Source organism: Azospirillum sp. ST 5-10, from assembly GCF_051225715.1.
In the GTDB taxonomy this organism is placed as follows: Bacteria; Pseudomonadota; Alphaproteobacteria; order Azospirillales; family Azospirillaceae; genus Azospirillum.
The window spans coordinates 258,553-273,773 of sequence record NZ_JBPJSP010000005.1; the positions used below are offsets into that span (position 1 = coordinate 258,553).

Below are 15,221 nucleotides of genomic sequence, written 5' to 3' on the forward strand. Positions count from 1 at the left end.
GGGCGGAGGAGTCCGCACGAGCCAGGAAGCCCCCCATGACCGCCCCCGACACCGTCCGCATCGCCCGCGCCCTCATCTCCGTGTCCGACAAGACCGGCCTCGTCGCCCTGGGCCAGGCGCTGGCGGCGCGCGGGGTGGAGATCCTGTCGACCGGCGGCTCGGCGCAGCGCCTCGCCGAGGCCGGCGTGCCGGTGAAGGAGGTGTCGGCGCACACCGGCTTCCCCGAGATCATGGACGGCCGGGTGAAGACGCTGCACCCGCGCATCCACGGCGGCATCCTGGCGCGCCGCGACGACCACGCCGAGGCGATGGCGGCCCACGACATCCCCGGCATCGACCTGGTGGTGGTGAACCTCTACCCGTTCGAGGCGACGGTGGCCAAGGGCGCCTCCTACGACGACTGCGTGGAGAACGTCGACATCGGCGGGCCGGCGATGATCCGCGCCGCCGCCAAGAACCACGACTTCGTCGCCGTGGTCACCGACCCCGCCGACTACGAGGCCCTGCTGGCCGAGCTGGAGCGCACCGACGGCGGCACCACGCTGGCGCTGCGCCGCACGCTCGCCCAACGCGCCTACGCCCGCACCGCCGCCTACGACGCCGCCATCTCCCAGTGGCTGGCCGGCCAGCTCGGCGAGACCTTCCCGCCGCGCCACACGCTGTCGGGCGCCCTGGCGCAGACCCTGCGCTACGGCGAGAACCCGCACCAGCAGGCCGCCTTCTACGTCACCGGCGCCGCCCGTCCCGGCGTCGCCACGGCGATCCAGCTCCAGGGCAAGGAGCTGTCCTACAACAACCTGAACGACACGGACGCCGCCTTCGAGCTGGTCGCCGAGTTCGAGCGCCCGGCGGTGGCCATCATCAAGCACGCCAACCCCTGCGGCGTCGCCGAGGGCGACAGCCTGGTCGACGCCTACCGGCTGGCGCTGCGCTGCGACCCGGTCAGCGCCTTCGGCGGCATCATCGCGCTGAACCGGCCGCTCGACGCCGACACCGCGGCCGAGGTCGCCAAGCTGTTCGCCGAGGTGGTGATCGCCCCCGACGCCGACGACGCGGCGCGCGCCGTGCTGGCGTCCAAGAAGAACCTGCGCGTGCTGCTGACCAAGGACATGCCCGACCCGGCCGAGCCGGGGATGATGGTGAAGCAGCTCTCCGGCGGCTTCCTGCTGCAGAACCGCGACGCCGGCCGGGTGGCGGCGGCCGACCTCAAGGTCGTCACCAAGCGCGCGCCGACCGACCGGGAGCTGGCCGACCTGCTGTTCGCCTTCCGCGTCGCCAAGCACGTCAAGTCGAACGCCATCGTCTACGCCAAGGACGGCGCCACCGCCGGCATCGGCGCCGGCCAGATGAGCCGGGTCGACAGCGCCCGCATCGCCGCCATCAAGGCGGCCGAGGCGGCCACCGCCGCCGGCCTGGCGGAGCCGCTGACCCGCGGCTCGGTGGTGGCGTCGGACGCCTTCTTCCCCTTCGCCGACGGCCTGCTGGCGGCGGCCGAGGCCGGCGTCACCGCGGTGATCCAGCCCGGCGGCTCGATCCGCGACGGCGAGGTGATCGCCGCCGCCGACGAGAAGGGGCTGGCCATGGTGTTCACGGGCATGCGCCACTTCCGCCACTGAGGCGGGGCAGGGGGCGGCGCGCTTCCTTCGATGGAACTCCCGGCCGCCGCGCGCCGCGCGCCGCGCGCCGTGGGGCCGGGCGGGGCGTGCCGGCACGGGCTTCGCTCCCATCCGTGCTGCGGGAAATCGTCGCACGGCATGGAGGATCGGGACGGACCGGTTCCCGCCGGCCGGGATCGCGTCGCCGGCAATCGCCCGGGGCCGCGCCGTGATCCGCCGCGATGAAGTCATTTCTGCACGAACGCTGCCGGATCGGTTGTGACGGTGTCGCGAAACAAAGTTGCCGAAGCGGCGTGCGCCCTTGACATTGCAGATCCGCAGTAAATCCTCTTAAGATCATTCACGAAAGAACCCAGTCTGCCGGTCCGTGAACTGTCGGTTTGCATCCAAGGCGCAGCCGGGCGACGACCGCTCATGCCCTGCAAACCTTCGATCGGCGAAGAGTGAGAAAAGATCGATGACTCGCAGCATTCCCTTGGTCAGCGCCATCGCGCTGCTGGCCGGCGTCGGCACGGCGCACGCAGACATCACCATCGGCCTCGGGACCGCCACCTCCGGTCCGGTCGCCGCCCTCGGCGAGCAGACGGTGCACGGCGCCCGGCAGGCGATCGAGGACATCAACGCCAGGGGCGGCGTCCTCGGGCAGAAGCTGGTTCTGGAGGTCGGTGACGACGCCTGCGACCCGCGCCAGGCGGTGGCCGTGGCCAACCGCTTCGTCACCGCGGGGATCGTCGCCGTGGCCGGCCATCTCTGCTCGGGCTCGACGATCCCGGCCGCCGAGGTCTACGCCGAGGAAGGCGTGGTGATGGTCACGCCCACCGCCACCAACCCGGCACTGACCGACCGCGGCCACGACACCGTGTTCCGCGTCTGCGGGCGCGACGACCAGCAGGGCGTGGTGTCCGGCCGCTTCCTGGCGGAGCGGTACAAGGACAAGGTCATCGCCGTCATCGACGACAAGCAGTCCTACGGCAAGGGGCTGGCCGACGTCGTCGCCGCCACCCTGGAGCAGGCGGGCGTGCCCGTCGCCTTCCGCGGTTCGGTGACCGCCGGCGAGAAGGACTTCACGGCTCTGGTCAGCAACCTCAAGTCCAAGAACGTCGATGCGGTCTACTACGGCGGCTACCATCCCGAACTCGGCCTGATCGTCCGCCAGGCCCGCGACCTCGGTCTGCAGGCCCAGTTCATCGCCGGCGACGGTCTCAACGATTCCGAGTTCTGGGCGATCACCGGCGCCACCGGCCAGGGCACGCTCTACACCGACAGCCCGGCCGCCGCCAGCAACCCCGAGGCGCAGCAGCTCGTCGCCTCGTTCGCCGCGGCCGGCCTGCCGAACCCGGGCAACTTCGCCTTCTACGCCTATGCGGCCGTCCAGGTCATCGCCCAGGGCATCCAGCAGGCGGGCGCCGCCGACGGTGCCAAGATCGCCGAGGCGCTGCACGGCGGGACGTACGACACCGTCGTCGGCCGGGTGCAGTTCGACGAGAAGGGCGACGTGGTCAAGCCGGCCTACGTGCTCTACGAGTGGCGCGACGGCAAGAACGTGCCGCTGGCCAACTGACCGCCACGGGCGGCCCTGCCTCGGCGCCGCCAAGGGGGCCGGGCGGGGCCGCCTTCCCCTCGAGCCACCATGACCGCCCCCACCACCCCGCACCCGGTCGCCGGCGTCTCGCTGTTTCTGCTGCGCGCCGACGGCAGCTTCCTGATGATGCGCCGCGCCGGCTCGCACGGCGCCGGCTGCTGGGCCCTGCCGGGCGGCAAGATCGACTCCGGCGAAACCATCTCGCAGGCCTGCGCGCGCGAGTGCCTGGAGGAAACCGGCGTCGGCGTGCGGGCCGAGGACGTCCGCATCGGTCCGGCAACCAACGACATGTTCCCGGATCTCGGCCGGTACTTCGTCAACCTGTTCTGCTCGGTCGCCATGCCCGACGGGCAGTCGCCGCGCATCATGGAGCCCACCAAGGCGACCGACATCGCTTGGGCGCGCTTCGACGCCCTGCCGGCGCCGCTGTTCGCGCCGCTCCACTGCTTCCTGTCGCAGCCGTCGCGGCCGCCGTTCGCACAGCCGGACACGCCGCCCAGCCCGGTGTTCGAGCGCGTCCCGGGCGGCGGCGCACCCTCCCTCTGACGCCGCACCCGCCCTTCCACGGCGGCATCCCGGCGCGGGCCCGACTCTCTCCAAAGGGGTAGGGAGTCGAACAGAATATCCGCCGGCTGAATCGTCCGCCTCTTGGAATGCGTGAACGGTTGCGGTAAGCTTCGCGAAGAAGCTTGGAGCGACCGACATGGCCGAGCTTTTTCTACCCATGGACGATCTGGACGTCGTCGGCATCGGCCTCGCCGGATCGTGGTCCGAGCCGCCGCGCTGGCTCGCCGACGCTCTGGCGCGCGCGGTGGCGGCGCAGCCGGGCGAGCTGCTCGCCCTGTCCCATCAACGCAACCAGATCGGATTGCTGGAGTCGGCGTTGCGGCGGCTCGACCTGCTGGAGGCGCTGCCGCCGGCCGAGCGGGCGCGCCTGGACGGCGAGCTGCTGGCCATCGGCCTCGTCCAGGACGTCCTGCTGGGCCAGCTGGTGAAGCTCGACGCGCTGTTCGGGATGCTCGGGATCCGGCCGACCTATCTCAAGGGATTCGCCTGCGCGCGCTACTATGAGCGGCGCTGCGACCGCCCGTTCAACGACGTCGACGTGCTCGTCCCGCGGGCCGACGCCTTGACGGTCTACACCGCGCTCCTCGAACTCGGCTTCGCCCAGGGGCGCTTCAACAAGCGCACCGGACGGTTCGAGCCGGGCGACGAGCGGCCCGGCCTCGACGATCCCGCGGCCTATGAGCTGCCCAAGCTGACGCGGATGCTGGCGGTGGAACTGGTGGAGCCGTCGCTGCGCCGCCGCCTGTCCAGCAACCGCGTCGCCCGGTCCGGCGACTCCGTGCTGGTGCCCATGCCGGTCGAGGTCCATTACGCGCTGGAGGCCGACGGACGCTTCCCCCTGGAGACCCGGGATCTCGGGGTGGCCGATCTGCCCAACGGCCGGGATCTCGTCCCCGAGGTCCAGCTCGCCTACCTGTCCTACAAGGCCTACACGGACATCGTGCTGCTCGGCGCGCGCGCCGGCCTGAAGATCGTCGCCGACGTCGTCCGCTTCCTCGCCCTCCACGCGCCGTCGATCGCCTGGAGCGGCCTGCTCGAGCGCTGGCACCAGCGCGGCCTCTGTGCGCCGCTGCGCTACGTGCTCGGGGCGGCGGCCGACATCTACGGCTGCGCCGTGCCGATGGCGCGCCTGGGCGGCTGCGCCTGCGACCGCACCGCCGACGAGCTCGGCGACGTCACCGCGGGAAGCCCTCTCGACGTCGGCGACTTCCTTCCCTTCCTGGCGCGCCGGCGCGCGCGTTTCGCCTTCCGGCCCGAGCCCGCGTTCTGACGGCCGACGGGCACAACCCCAGAGGAGAGTGACCATGACGCCTTCGACGCCCATCCTCGTGCAAGCCGCCGGGGTCTCCGCCAAGGAGTTGAACAGCCTGATCGCCGACGCCGGCGGATCGGCGGGCGCGGTCGCCGAGCAGAACGACCGCTTTGCGGCGGCGCCGGGGGGCGGCGACGCGGTCGCCGTCGTCGACGAGGCGACCTACACCGCGCTGGCGGGTGCGAAGTCGGTCACGCTGGAGCGGGTGGAATGGCTCGGCTCCATGGCCGATCCCGAGGGCGTGCCGAAGGACCAGTCGCTCTATCCCGGCCATGTGCCGCTCACCGAACGCCAGGTCGAGAGCCTGCGCAAGGAAGACGCCAAGCTCTACCGGGTCGGCGGGATTTCCGACGAGGACCTCAAGGCGGTCGTCGCGCGGCTGGAAGGCGGCGGCTCTCTGGAGCTGGTCAAGATGGCCGGCCGCCTGCACGACGGCGCCCGGCGGGAGATGACGGTCAAGGCCAACGACCAGGGCATCCTGGGTCTGCTCGCCAAGGTCGGCGCCCAGGTGTCGATCTGCTGATGCCGATCTGCTGATCGGCGGTGCCCCGACCGCCCGCGGCCGGGCCCGTCCGGATGGCCGGCACCGTCAGGGTCCGGCCGTCCGGAACGGGCCGACCGCCGGCCGGGCCAAGGTCGCGGCGGCGCCGAGCGCCTCCTCGATGCGCAGCAGCTCGTTGAACTTGGCGCCCCGTTCCGAGCGGGCCATGCCGCCGATCTTGACCATCGGCGCCGCCCAGCCGACCGCGAGGTGAGCCACGCAGACGTCTTCGCTGTCGCCGGAGCGGGCGGCCAGCACCGGCAGCAGCCCGTGGCTCTCGGCGGCCGCCAGCGCCGCCCGCGCGGCGGTCAGGGAGCCGGCCTGGTAGGGCTTGATGATGACGCCGCCGCACGCCGACGCCGCCGCGGCCTGGCGGATCGCGGCGGCGTCGGTGGTCAGGAAGTCGTCGCCGATCACCACCACCCGGTCTCCGAGCGCCCGGTGCAGGGCACGGAAGCCATCGGCGTCGTCCTGCGCCAGGGGGTCTTCCAGGAAGCCGATGGGGAAGTCGCGGCACCAGTCCTGAAGGCGCTCCAGCATGGCGTCGGTCGACGACCAGCCGCCCCAGGTCGCGCCGACATAGCCGTCGGCCTGGCGGAACGTCGACGCGCCGACGTCCAGCGCGATGGCCATGTCGGCCATGGGGGTGAGGCCGGCCGCGGCGATCGCCGCCGTCAGCGCCTCCAGGGCGGCCTCGTTCGTCGCGAACGCCGGCCAGTAGCCGCCCTGGTCGGCCAGGCCGCGGGAGGCGCCGCGCCGCGCGAGGGCGTCGCCGGCGACGCGGAACACCTCGGCGCAGCGGTCGAGCGCCTCGGCGAACGACGCCGCCCGCAAGGGCACCACCATGAAGTCCTGGATCTCCAGGCTGCCCGGCGCGTGGGCGCCGCCGCCGAAGATCTGGATCTCCGGCACCGGCAGCCGGACGTGCGCATCTCCGGCGGTCGTGTCGGCCGCGAGCCGGCGGAACAGCGGCTCGCCGCGGGCCTGCGCCGCCGCGCAGGCGACCGCGGTCGACGTCGTCGTGGTGACGTTGGTGCCCAGCCGCTCGGTTCCCCGGCGGTCGAGATCGCCGAGGATCGCGTCGATGGCGGCCTGGTCGCCGCACGGCCGTCCGCGCAGCGCCGGATCGACCCGCCGGGCCACGTCGGCCAGCGCCTGGCGCACGTCGTGGCCGCCGAACGCGGCACCGCCGTCGCGTCGCTCCGGCGCCTCGCGGCGCCCGCGCGATTCGCCCGCCGCGGCGATGGCCCGCCCGACGGCACCGCCACGGCAGTGCACCTCGATCTCCAGGGTCGGCCGGCCGCGCGAATCCCACAGGCGCCGACCCGTGACGGCGGCGATGCGGTCGTCGCCGCCACCCGATGCGCGGCGCGATGCCGCTTTCGCAGGTGTTTCTCTCATGATCGTCTCGTTTCCGAGGAGTCGGGACGGCCGGTATCTATGATATAGAAGCGTGATCCGTACCTGCACAAGCGAGAGGGCCATGAGCTTCGACGGTGCCCGCCGCACCTTTCGCGCCGCCGCCGGCGATGCCGGTGCGCGGCTGGAAACCCACCCGTTTCCCGACGGTGTCGGCCCCGACGGCGAGGACCTGGCGGTCGACGTCGCCGTTCTCGGCCGCGAGGACGCCGCCGCCACCCTGATCGTCGTCAGCGGCACCCATGGCGCCGAGGGCGGCCCGGGGTCCGATATCCAGACGGAGTGGCTGCGCCGGGCGGCCGCGGCGCCGGACGTCCACACGGTGCTGGTCCACGCTCTCAACCCCTACGGCTTCGCCTGGCACACCCGGACGACCGAAGGGAACGTCGACCTCAACCGCAATTTCGTGGACTTCGCCCGGCCGCTGCCGGCCAACGATGCCTATCACGCCCACCGCCGGGCGATCGAGCTGGAGGACCTGTCGGCGGAAGCCATGGCGCGCCGCCAGGACGCGCTGCTGCGCTGGATCGCCGGCGACGGCATGCCCGCGGTGCAGCGCGCGATCACGGCGGGGCAGTACGAGGCGGCCGACGGGCTGTTCTTCGGCGGTCGCGCGCCGACCTGGTCGCGCACGCTTTTCGAACGCGTGCTCGGTGCCGTCCCGGCGGACAGGGCGGTGTGCCTGGTGGATCTGCACACCGGCCTCGGTCCGCGGGGGCAGGGCCAGGTCATCGTGGAATCGCCGGACGGCCTCGGTCTCGGTCCGGTGTGGCCGGACCTGGTGCCGGCCGGCTCGGCCCAGTCGGTGTCGGCGGCGGTGACCGGCACCCTCGCCGGCGCGCTGGCCCGGCGGGGCGGTCCGAGCATCGGCGTCGTCATGGAGTTCGGCACGATCCCGGCGACGGAGGTCCTGCACGCCCTGAGCGTCTCCAACTGGGTCCGGAACCAGGCCTCTCCGCCGCCGGAATCGCGCGACCTGGCCCACCGCCTGATGCGCGACGCCTTCGCCCCGGACGACCCGGTGTGGCGCGACCGGGTGACCACCCAGGGCGTCGCCCTCCTCGCAACGCTGACGGAACGGCTGGCGGCCCGGGGGTGAGCGCAGGCGGCTCCAAACATTTGAATTTGGAGCGGGCCGGCTCAGTCGCCGGGCGCCCACTCGACGCGCGCGCCGAGCGTCGCGAGCTTTTCCACGAAGCGCGGATGGGCCCGGCGGATCGGCGTGGCGTTGTGGATCTGCGAGCGCCCGGGAATGCTGGCCGCGACCATGAACAGGGCGAGGGCGACGCGGATGATGAACGGGGACTCCACCGTCGCCGGGGCCAGCGGCTTGCCGCCGAAGGTGACGAGACGGTGGGGATCGCACAGCAGCGTGTGGGCGCCGAACTTGGACAGCTCGCCGACCCAGCCGAACGCCCCCTCATAGACCTTGTTCCAGTACATCATGCTGCCCTCGGCGCGCAGGCCGAGGGCGACGAAGATCGGCAGCAGGTCGACCGGGATGTAGGGCCACGGGGCGGCCTCGACCTTCGGAAGGACGTACTGGGTGAAGGAGCCCTGCACCCGCAGCCCGTCGGGCACGTGCGAGGAGGACCATCCGTCCTCGTGGCGGATCTCGACGCCGAACTTCTGGAAGGTGCGATCGAGCAGGGGAAAGTGCTCGGCGCTTGAGTTGCGCACGCGGATGTGGCCGCCGGTGATGGCGCCGAGCGCCAGGAAGGTGGCGACCTCGTGATAGTCGTCCGCCAGCTCGAACGTGCAGCCGCCGACCTCGGACGTCCCGCGCACGCTCACCTTGGAGGTGCCGCGGCCGACGGTCTCGACGCCCAGCCGCTCCAGGAAGGCGCAGAATTCCTGGACGTGCGGCTCGGAGGCGGCGTTGGTGATCTCCGACACGCCGCTCGCGCAGGCACCGCAGAGCAGGAAGTTCTCGGTCGTCGTGACCGACTGGTAGTCGGCCCAGAAGCGATTGGCGCGGAACGGTCCGTCGAGGGTCACGAGGATGCCGGCGGAGGTCTTCGCCACGGTGGCGCCGAAGGCCCTGAACACGGCGATGTGCGGGTCGATCTCCCGCGATCCCAGCGTGCAGCCCTTGACGTCGTCCTCGATGACCACCCGCCCGTAGCGCTTCAGAAGCGCTGGCACCAGCATGATCGACGAACGCATGCCGTCCGGCAGCCGGACCTGGGCGACGGCGTCGGGGCCGTCGTGCAGCAGCCGCAGGCGGCCCGACGCGAAGTCGACGTCGACCGTGCTGCCGAGGCTGCGAAAGAACGCCAGGACCTTGTTGACGTCGGTGATGTCCGGAACGTTCCGGATGACGATCTCCCGGCGCGACAGCAGGCTGGCGCACAGAATCGGAAGAATGGCGTTCTTGTTGGCGGATGGGATGATGTCGCCGCTGAGACTGCGCCCGCCGTCGACGAACAGGATGGACATGCCGTCACCTGGGTTGTCCGGACACCAAGCGGGGTCCGGGGAATGCGGCGATGATAGTGGCCGGTCGCCGGCGCTTCAACCGGAAGCCGGCGGCCGCGGCCGGAGGACCGCTCGTCCCTAGGGAGAGACCCGGAGCGGCGGCGCGCGGAATCCATGGCCGCCGGCGAAGAGGGGTGCGCCTGCGAGATCCGGATCATGGATTTTCTGGCGAAGATGGTGGATGATCATCCAAGCGTCGCGACCGCCGGTGCGCGGTCGCGGTTATTCCACCGAAAGGGGGAGCCATGCAGGGCCATGCGAAGCGGCTGCCGTTCGGCATCGATCCCGGCCAGCCGGCCGGCGCGCCCAATCCCGTCGCCGAGGCGGCCCGGCCGACGATCGACGCCCTGCTCGACGGGATGATCCGGGAGTTCTACGACAAGGTCCCCTACGCCACCCATCTCGCCACGGCGAATCCCGTCGACGTCGACTACTACAAGCGCTTCACCGTGGAGATCATTCTGCGGCTGCGCATGAAGCGGGTGATCGACGCCCTGACGATCCATTATTTCACCAGGACGAACCCGCAGATCGCAAGGAAATGGTGCCAGTACACCGAGGACGAGATGCTGCACGACGGCCTGTTCCTGGCCGATCTGGAGCGCCTCGGGATGACGCGCCAGGAGGTCTACGGGACCGAGCCGCTGTTCGCGACGAAGCTGCTGCAAGGCTATTTCTACTATGGCCTGGAGCATGAGGGCGTGCCGCTGGCGTCGTTGAGCAGCAGCTATTTCATCGAATACACCGCGTCCCGCACCCAGGGGCGCTGGCTCGACAACGTCGAGCGGACGGTCGGTGCGGCGGCCGTCAAGGGATCGCGCGCCCATGTCGCGCACGACCGCGAGGACGATCACGTCGATTTCGTCTGGGACGTCCTCAGCTCCTTCATCCGCTCCGAGGACGACGTGGCACGGATCGTCACCCACCTCCGGAGCGTCTACGAGCTGTTCGTGATGTTCTTCGTCGAACTGCACGGCCGGGTCGTCGCCAAGCGGCCCGAACCGTTGGTCGCCGTTCCCGGCGGCAGTGCCGTGTGAACCGGCGGTCCCGGCGGACCGGCGGCGTCAGCGGAGGAGGCCTCGCATGGCGGACCCGGGGCGTGCGGACGGCGGCGGTGCGACGGCGGAGACCCCGTCCGGGGAGACGCCGTCCGGGGAGACGCCGTCCGGGGAGCGGGCGGCCGAGGAGCGGGCGTGCCTGGACGGAGCGTGGGCGCGTCTCGGCGGTGCCGGCGATCCCATCGCCGCCTTCGAACGGCTTTCCGGCGGCGTCTCGTCGGACGTCTGGCGCTGCCATCTGGCGTCGGGGCGGCGAATCGTCGCCAAGCGGCCGCTGGCCCGGCTGCGGGTCGCCATGGAATGGCGCGCCGATCCGCGGCGCGGCGCCATGGAGGCGCGGTGGCTCGACTGCATGGCCGACCATCGCCCGGGGTTCGCGCCGCGCGTCGTCGGCTACGTCGAGGCGTTCCACATGCTGTTCATGGAATGGCTGGACGAGGGGCGGCTTGCCAACTGGCGCGAGGTCCTGCTCGCCGGCCGGTGTGACGTGGACGCCGGCCGGCGGCTCGGCGCCGGCCTCGCCGCGGCGCATGGGCTGTTCGCGGCGGACGACCGGCTGCGGGCGCCGTTCCAGGCCCGGGACATCCTGATGGGGACCCGCATCGATCCCTATTTCGACGCCGTGGCCGCGGCCCATCCCGCCGTGGCCGACCGTATCCGGCGGCTCGCCGAGGAGCTGCTGCGCGCCGATACGGTCGTCATTCACGGCGACGTCAGCCCGAAGAACGTTCTCGTCGGGCCCGGCGGCCCGGTCCTCCTCGACGCCGAATGCGCCTGCCTCGGCGAGCCGGCGTTCGATCCCGCCTTCTTCCTGGCGCAGCTCTGCCTCAAGAGCCTGGTCCGGCCCGACCGCGCCCGCGGCTATCGCGACCTCGGCGTGGCCTTCGTCACCGCCTATCTGTCGGGTGCGACCTTCACCGACCGGGACGAGCTCGACCGGCGGGTGGTGCGCTACCTCGCCCTCTTCATGCTCGGGCGGATCGACGGGAAGGTGCCGGTGCCCTATCTGCGGGCGGAGCCGCACAAGGCCCTCGGCCGGCGCTTCGCGCTGTCCCTGTTCGACGATCCCCCCGCGGCCACCGCCGAGGTGATCGAACGCTGGTGCACCCACGTGCTGTCGTCACCGGCCGCATGAGGTGGCTCCGGCGAGGATGGTGGCGAGGACGCCGTACAGGGAGGGCATGTCGATCATGCCGCCGAACGCCACCTGACCGGTCGCCACCTCGGTGCCGTCGACCGGCTCGACCACATGGCGGCCGGCGTCGCGCAGGATGGCGACGTTGCGCGCCACCAGACGGTTGCGCCACATGGTCTCGTTCATGCTCGGCACGAACACCACGGGCGTGGCCTCCGGGGTCGCGCAGATCAGCGTCGACAGGAAATCGTCGCACGCCGCGTGGGCGCAGCTGGCGAGGATGCGCGCCGTCGCCGGCATGACCAGGACGATGTCGGCCGACTGGGCCAGGGCGATGTGGGGAACGCGGTGGTCCTGCCACCCGTCGGCGTCGGTCAGGGCCGGCTGCCCGCTGGTCGCCGCCGCCGCCAGCGGCGTCAGGAAGCGTAGCGCCCCCCGCGTCATCACCACGTGCACCTCGTCGGCCACCAGGGTGCGCAGGACCTGCAGCTTGGGCGGCATCCAGCTGGCGGCGACGGCGCCGGTGATGCCGACCACCAAGCGGCGGCACAGGCGGGCGGCGCCGGCCGGCCCGGCGGCGGGATCGGGGCCGGGCACGGCGTGCTCCCCGGGGGGCGGCGGGGCGGTCATGCCAGGCGCCCGCGGCCGGCCAGCCATCCCGCCGTGCCGTCGCTCGGAACGAAGGGAGCCTCGCCGTCGAAGCTGTGCTGGATGGTGGCCGCCGCCAGCACCAGATGGTCCCAGGTGAGCGGCACGCCGGCCGCGGCCAGGTCGCGCTCGAACGGCATCCACGCCAGGGTGCGCCCGGCCGCGCAGGCCGCCAGCGCGCTCTCGAAGCGGCGGTGCAGCCCGTCGAGGGCGGGGTCGCGGGCGGCGCGGTCGCGAAGGTCGGCGGCGAGGCGCGCGACGGCGTGGCCGTGGTCGAGGTCGTGGGCGGGATGGCGGGCGTGCAGATCGGCGATCGCCGCGTCGGGACCGGCCGGCGTGTCCGCCCGGCGCGCCGCCGCCATGGCGGCGTAGAGCGCCCGGCGGTCGTCGCCGTCGAACAGGATGCCGATCTCGCGCACCAGGTCGGCCGGTTCGTCGGGCGCATGGACGAACTTCAGCAGCCGGCTCCAGGACCGCAGGGCGAAGCGCAGGTGCTCGGCCGTCTGCCGTTCGGGATGCGACGGACCCTTGAGCATCTGCAGACGCACCGACGCCGGCACCCGCCGGTGCTCCGGCGGCGTCTCGTCGCGCAGGACGACCATCAGGGACGGGCTCATGCCGGCGAGCAGCGTGTTCAGGCGCATGCGGTCGAGGGTCAGCTGGTTCAGCTGGAAGCGCCAGTCCTCGCGCAGGTGCAGCCGCCCGTAGGCGAAGGGGCGGGCGAACAGCGGGGTGAAGCCGCGGCGGTGCAGGAACTCCAGGGCGACGGGGATGCGCCGCCCGACGACCGCGTCCGGCTTGAACACCAGGACGGTCAGCTCCTGCAGCAGACGGACGGCACCGTCACCGAGCACCAGCCCGGCATCGGCGAGGGACTCGCGGAAATAGCTCTCGCCGCCGTAATAGCGGACCTTGGTGTCGACCGTCGTCAGCCAGCGCCAATCGAGCCATGCCCGTTCGCTGGCCAGGGTGTGGCCGAGCGGCTCGTCCAGCAACCACGGATGGGGCGCTTGGCGATCCCGGCGGCCGTCGCCGTCGTTCGCCACGGCGGCCGGACGGCCTCGTGCGGGCGGCGTCGGCGTCACCATGGCGGCGTCTCCCGCGCCGGCGGGCCGAGGCGGAACCGCAGCGGCAGCCCCTCCCGCAGCCGCCGCAGGTTCTCGGCGATCTGCGCCACGCGGCGGTCGACGGTGCCCGTCGTCCAGGCCGAGACGTGCGGCGTCATCGTCACGTTCGGCAGATCCGCGAACGGGTAGCGCGAGGGTGCCGGGTCCGGATCGCCGGCCGAGGGATAGCGGTACCAGACGTCGAGCACCGCCGCGCCGAGGCGGCCGTCCCGGCACGCCTCGTACAGCGCGGCCTCGTCGACGCAGTCGCCGCGGGCGACGTTGATCAGCGTCGCCGTCGGCTTCGCCGCGGCCAGCACCCGCGCGTCGATCAGGCCGCGCGTGGCCTCGGTCAGGGCGATGGCGACGACGATGAAGTCCGCCTCGCCGACCACCGCGGCGATCTCGGACAGCGGACGCAGATCGGCCACCCCGGCCGCCGCCGCGTCCGTGCTGCGGTTGCAGGCGACCACCCGCATGCCCAGGGCCGCGGCGCGTTCGGCGACGGCGCGGCCGATGCCGCCGAGACCGATCAGGCCGAGGGTGGCGCCGGCCAGCTCGCGGCGCAGCGGCCCGCCGGCGCGGCTGCCCCGGGCCCAGGAGCCGGCGGTGAAGTCGGCGACGCATCCGACGAAATCCCGGGCCGCCGCCAGCATGGCCAGGACGACGTACTCCGCCACCGCGACGTCGTGGCCGGTCACGTGGCAGACGGCGACGCCGTCCGGCACGGCGGCCCAATCGATCTGGTCGACGCCGACGAGCGGCACCTGGATCAGGCGCAGCGCCGGGGCCGCCGGCCAGCGCGCGTCGAACGACGGCGTGATGGCCGCCGTCGCCGCCGCCATGGCCGCAGGGTCGGGCCGCGCCGGATCGAAGGCCACGAAGTCCCAGTCGCCCGCCGTCGCCCGGGTCAGGGGATCGATCCAGGCGATGGCCATGGGGCCGGCGACCACCGCCAGCGTCACGACGGAACCAGCGCCATGTCGTCGCCCTCCCTGACGGGGTCCACGGGAACGCCGAAGGCCCGCAAGATCCGCTCGCCGGCCCGCGGCGAACGCGCGAAGAGGCAGGCGAGCAACCGGTCGTCGGCGGTCAGATGGCTGCGGAAATGCTCGTCGACGGCGCTCTTGCCGCAGATCGGCAGGGCCGGATAGAAGCCGGTGACGCCGTCGGCGGCGCCGGCGATCACGCCGGTGCGCTCGTCGAAGGCGCGGCCCGGCGCCAGCGTCGCGGCGATGCCGCGCACCGTCGGCAGCAGGGACGCGGGGAAGGGCGCCGGGCCGACGGCCGGAAAGATGGCGGTGTCGGGGACGTGGGCGAAGGCGCGCATGGCGGAAAAGGACTTGGGGTTGTACGTCTTCAGGGCGATGACCGGCGGGAAGGCCGCGCCGTCGCGCAGCAGCCCGATGAACAGCGCCCGCCACACCGCGCGCAGCAGCGCGCCGCGGTGCCACGCCTCGCCGAGGAGCATGGTCTTGACGTGCAGGAACCGCGCCGGGCCGCCCGCCGGCCAGCCGGCCACCGCCAGGCCGATGCAGGCGCCGCTCCGACGGTCCCGGGCGATCACCGTGACGTCCTGCGGGTCGAGCAGGTCCGCCTTGGTGCGGAAATAGCCGGCGACCCCGTAGGTCGGCATGGCCGCCACGAGGTCACGGACGATGCCGCGGCGCGCCCCGGCGTCGAGCGGAGCGGCGGCGCGGTCGCGGATGTCGGTGGCGATCACCGCGGCGGCGCCGCACGGGGTGGACACGGCCGCGCC

General features: G+C 72.7%; 14 protein-coding genes. 8 read left to right on the top strand and 6 right to left on the bottom strand.

Features of this window, described 5'->3' with window-relative positions; genetic code table 11:
• Positions 1–35: 35 nt before the first annotated feature.
• From purH to ACSBPG_RS08785, 5 genes are all read left to right on the top strand, one after another.
• On the top strand, positions 36–1,616 hold the full coding sequence (gene purH / locus ACSBPG_RS08765; protein WP_435536754.1) for a bifunctional phosphoribosylaminoimidazolecarboxamide formyltransferase/IMP cyclohydrolase: 1,581 nt from the start codon (positions 36–38) through the stop codon (positions 1,614–1,616).
• A gap of 457 nt (positions 1,617–2,073) precedes the next feature.
• Positions 2,074–3,177, top strand: a complete 1,104-nt coding sequence (locus ACSBPG_RS08770; RefSeq protein ID WP_435536755.1) for an ABC transporter substrate-binding protein — start codon at positions 2,074–2,076, stop codon at positions 3,175–3,177.
• Between the two features lie 69 nt (positions 3,178–3,246).
• A complete protein-coding gene (locus ACSBPG_RS08775) occupies positions 3,247–3,744 on the top strand; it encodes a nucleotide triphosphate diphosphatase NUDT15 (protein WP_435536756.1) in 498 nt (165 codons plus the stop codon).
• A 157-nt stretch (positions 3,745–3,901) separates the two neighbouring features.
• Positions 3,902–5,035 carry a nucleotidyltransferase family protein gene (locus tag ACSBPG_RS08780; protein WP_435536757.1) on the top strand — a complete coding sequence of 378 codons (1,134 nt, stop codon included), beginning with the start codon at positions 3,902–3,904 and terminating at the stop codon, positions 5,033–5,035.
• Positions 5,036–5,069: 34 nt separating this feature from the next.
• Positions 5,070–5,600 (top strand): hypothetical protein, encoded by a 531-nt coding sequence (locus ACSBPG_RS08785; protein WP_435536758.1) that lies wholly within the window; start codon positions 5,070–5,072, stop codon positions 5,598–5,600.
• Between the two features lie 66 nt (positions 5,601–5,666).
• On the opposite strand, the gene eno is transcribed toward ACSBPG_RS08785, so the two are convergent.
• Positions 5,667–7,019 carry a phosphopyruvate hydratase gene (gene eno / locus ACSBPG_RS08790; RefSeq protein WP_435536759.1) on the bottom strand — a complete coding sequence of 451 codons (1,353 nt, stop codon included), beginning with the start codon at positions 7,017–7,019 and terminating at the stop codon, positions 5,667–5,669.
• A gap of 82 nt (positions 7,020–7,101) precedes the next feature.
• Between eno and ACSBPG_RS08795 the strand changes: the two genes are divergently transcribed.
• Positions 7,102–8,136, top strand: a complete 1,035-nt coding sequence (locus ACSBPG_RS08795) for a DUF2817 domain-containing protein (RefSeq protein ID WP_435536760.1) — start codon at positions 7,102–7,104, stop codon at positions 8,134–8,136.
• Between the two features lie 41 nt (positions 8,137–8,177).
• Here the strand turns inward: ACSBPG_RS08795 and ACSBPG_RS08800 are convergent, their stop codons facing one another.
• Positions 8,178–9,476 carry a UDP-N-acetylglucosamine 1-carboxyvinyltransferase gene (locus ACSBPG_RS08800; protein ID WP_435536761.1) on the bottom strand — a complete coding sequence of 433 codons (1,299 nt, stop codon included), beginning with the start codon at positions 9,474–9,476 and terminating at the stop codon, positions 8,178–8,180.
• A 284-nt stretch (positions 9,477–9,760) separates the two neighbouring features.
• Between ACSBPG_RS08800 and ACSBPG_RS08805 the strand changes: the two genes are divergently transcribed.
• Positions 9,761–10,552 (top strand): hypothetical protein, encoded by a 792-nt coding sequence (locus ACSBPG_RS08805; protein WP_435536762.1) that lies wholly within the window; start codon positions 9,761–9,763, stop codon positions 10,550–10,552.
• Between the two features lie 46 nt (positions 10,553–10,598).
• Positions 10,599–11,708: a phosphotransferase family protein gene (locus ACSBPG_RS08810; RefSeq protein WP_435536763.1), complete on the top strand. Its 1,110-nt coding sequence runs from the start codon at positions 10,599–10,601 to the stop codon at positions 11,706–11,708.
• Here ACSBPG_RS08810 and ACSBPG_RS08815 read toward each other — a convergent pair.
• The 4 genes from ACSBPG_RS08815 to ACSBPG_RS08830 are packed head-to-tail and all read right to left on the bottom strand — an operon-like array spanning position 11,694 to position 15,212.
• Entirely contained in the window at positions 11,694–12,338 is a 645-nt protein-coding gene (locus ACSBPG_RS08815; RefSeq protein ID WP_435536764.1) for a flavoprotein, read from the bottom strand. The two genes, ACSBPG_RS08810 and ACSBPG_RS08815, sit on opposite strands and share 15 nt — an antisense overlap.
• Positions 12,335–13,444 carry a hypothetical protein gene (locus ACSBPG_RS08820; protein ID WP_435536765.1) on the bottom strand — a complete coding sequence of 370 codons (1,110 nt, stop codon included), beginning with the start codon at positions 13,442–13,444 and terminating at the stop codon, positions 12,335–12,337. The genes ACSBPG_RS08815 and ACSBPG_RS08820 overlap by 4 nt, the downstream gene beginning before the upstream one ends.
• Positions 13,438–14,427 (bottom strand): NAD(P)-dependent oxidoreductase, encoded by a 990-nt coding sequence (locus ACSBPG_RS08825; protein ID WP_435536766.1) that lies wholly within the window; start codon positions 14,425–14,427, stop codon positions 13,438–13,440. Before ACSBPG_RS08825 ends, ACSBPG_RS08820 begins: the two co-directional genes overlap by 7 nt.
• Entirely contained in the window at positions 14,424–15,212 is a 789-nt protein-coding gene (locus ACSBPG_RS08830; protein WP_435536767.1) for a hypothetical protein, read from the bottom strand. Before ACSBPG_RS08830 ends, ACSBPG_RS08825 begins: the two co-directional genes overlap by 4 nt.
• Positions 15,213–15,221: the final 9 nt, after the last annotated feature.

What these genes read in the sequence shown, in the direction of transcription:
- purH (WP_435536754.1), top strand. Translation starts at nt 36, where the DNA reads ATGACCGCCCCCGACACCGTCCGCATCGCCCGCGCCCTCATCTCCGTG.
- ACSBPG_RS08770 (WP_435536755.1), top strand. Translation starts at nt 2,074, where the DNA reads ATGACTCGCAGCATTCCCTTGGTCAGCGCCATCGCGCTGCTGGCCGGC.
- ACSBPG_RS08775 (WP_435536756.1), top strand. Translation starts at nt 3,247, where the DNA reads ATGACCGCCCCCACCACCCCGCACCCGGTCGCCGGCGTCTCGCTGTTT.
- ACSBPG_RS08780 (WP_435536757.1), top strand. Translation starts at nt 3,902, where the DNA reads ATGGCCGAGCTTTTTCTACCCATGGACGATCTGGACGTCGTCGGCATC.
- ACSBPG_RS08785 (WP_435536758.1), top strand. Translation starts at nt 5,070, where the DNA reads ATGACGCCTTCGACGCCCATCCTCGTGCAAGCCGCCGGGGTCTCCGCC.
- eno (WP_435536759.1), bottom strand. Translation starts at nt 7,019, where the DNA reads ATGAGAGAAACACCTGCGAAAGCGGCATCGCGCCGCGCATCGGGTGGC.
- ACSBPG_RS08795 (WP_435536760.1), top strand. Translation starts at nt 7,102, where the DNA reads ATGAGCTTCGACGGTGCCCGCCGCACCTTTCGCGCCGCCGCCGGCGAT.
- ACSBPG_RS08800 (WP_435536761.1), bottom strand. Translation starts at nt 9,476, where the DNA reads ATGTCCATCCTGTTCGTCGACGGCGGGCGCAGTCTCAGCGGCGACATC.
- ACSBPG_RS08805 (WP_435536762.1), top strand. Translation starts at nt 9,761, where the DNA reads ATGCAGGGCCATGCGAAGCGGCTGCCGTTCGGCATCGATCCCGGCCAG.
- ACSBPG_RS08810 (WP_435536763.1), top strand. Translation starts at nt 10,599, where the DNA reads ATGGCGGACCCGGGGCGTGCGGACGGCGGCGGTGCGACGGCGGAGACC.
- ACSBPG_RS08815 (WP_435536764.1), bottom strand. Translation starts at nt 12,338, where the DNA reads ATGACCGCCCCGCCGCCCCCCGGGGAGCACGCCGTGCCCGGCCCCGAT.
- ACSBPG_RS08820 (WP_435536765.1), bottom strand. Translation starts at nt 13,444, where the DNA reads ATGGTGACGCCGACGCCGCCCGCACGAGGCCGTCCGGCCGCCGTGGCG.